At 55.7% G+C, this 1,308-nt stretch carries 1 pseudogene; it reads right to left on the bottom strand.

Annotated elements, in window-relative coordinates:
* Nucleotides 1–133: 133 nt before the first annotated feature.
* Nucleotides 134–1,266, bottom strand: a pseudogene (locus LCI23_RS18615) (IS3 family transposase).
* Nucleotides 1,267–1,308 lie beyond the last annotated feature (42 nt).

Raw genomic sequence — 1,308 nt, 5'->3', positions numbered from 1 at the left:
TGAGAAATTTGACCTTTCGCTGCTGTTATACCAGCAGACACGAACAGAGTCGCCCATGCTAGGCCTTCCCATTGTCACGGACACTCCCGTTAGGCACATGGCCTACCACCAGTTCGGTAGACAAATCCCGACCTCACATTGAGGCGCGTTCGAAGGCCTCTGGGCTGATATGGCCCAGGTGGCTGTGGCGCCTGGTTCGATTGTAAAAGACTTCGATGTAATCAAAGATGTCGGCTCTGGCCAAATCGCGGGTTTGTAATGCGCTTGCGGATGCGTTCCTTTTTCAGACTGCTGAAGAACGACTCGGCGACCGCATTGCCCCAACAATTTCCGCATCGGCTCATACTCGGTTCCAGATTATTGGATTTGCAGGAGCGGCGCCAGTCGTCGCTACCGTACTGGCTGCCCTGCTCCGAATGCACAAGCACGGGGTTCTTGGGCTTGCGCCGCCAGACGGCCATCAACAGAGCATCGATCGCCAGCTCACGCGACAAGGTCGGCTTCATCGACCATCCGACAACCTTGCGCGCAAAAAGGTCGACTACGACAGCGAGATAAAGCCATCCCTGCCATGTGCGGATGTAGGTGATATCGGTAACCCAAGCCTGGTCAGGTGCCTCAACGGTGAATTCGCGATTCAAGCGGTTAGGCGCGATAATCGAAGGACGTCCAGCGATCCTTCGAGGCGCTTTGTAGCCGCGTACTGCCTTGATCTTATTGGCCTGCATGAGCCGTACAACACGATTGCGACCGCACGTTTCGCCGGCCTCTCGGAGATCACCAAAGACACGGTTCGCACCATAGACACCGCCGCTGACTGCATACGAATTCCGGATCACCTCGACCAGGCGCGCATCTTCCTTTACACGTTCCGAGATAGGCTGATGCAGCCACTAGTAAAACCCGGCTCGCGCCACCTTCAAAACACGGCACATCAGCACGAGCGAAAATTCGTGCCGGTGCTCGTTTATGAACCGGTACTTTACCCGGGCTCCCTGGCAAAGTACCGCGCGGCTTTTTTAGCAGATCTCGCTCCTCTTCCAGGCGGCGCATCTGCGACCGTAGCCACAGAATTTCACTTTTTGCCTCGACCAGTTCGGCACTCTGTTTCTCGTCCTTTGTCGGCATCACTGCCTTGACCCACTTGTACAAACTATGGGCCGACACGCCCAACCGGGCCGCCACCTCCGGGACAGGGTAGCCCCCCCTCGACTACCTGTCTAACTGCTTCTTCCTTGAATTCGGCGTGTAACGCTGTGTACTCATTCATTTCTCCTATGCTCAAATCATAGGTCAGAAATGTCTACC

Origin of the sequence: Massilia sp. MS-15, from assembly GCF_020176695.1 — a bacterium.
Lineage (GTDB): Bacteria > Pseudomonadota > Gammaproteobacteria > Burkholderiales > Burkholderiaceae_D > Telluria > Telluria hydrophila.
This window is presented reverse-complemented; position numbering and strand designations above follow the sequence as displayed.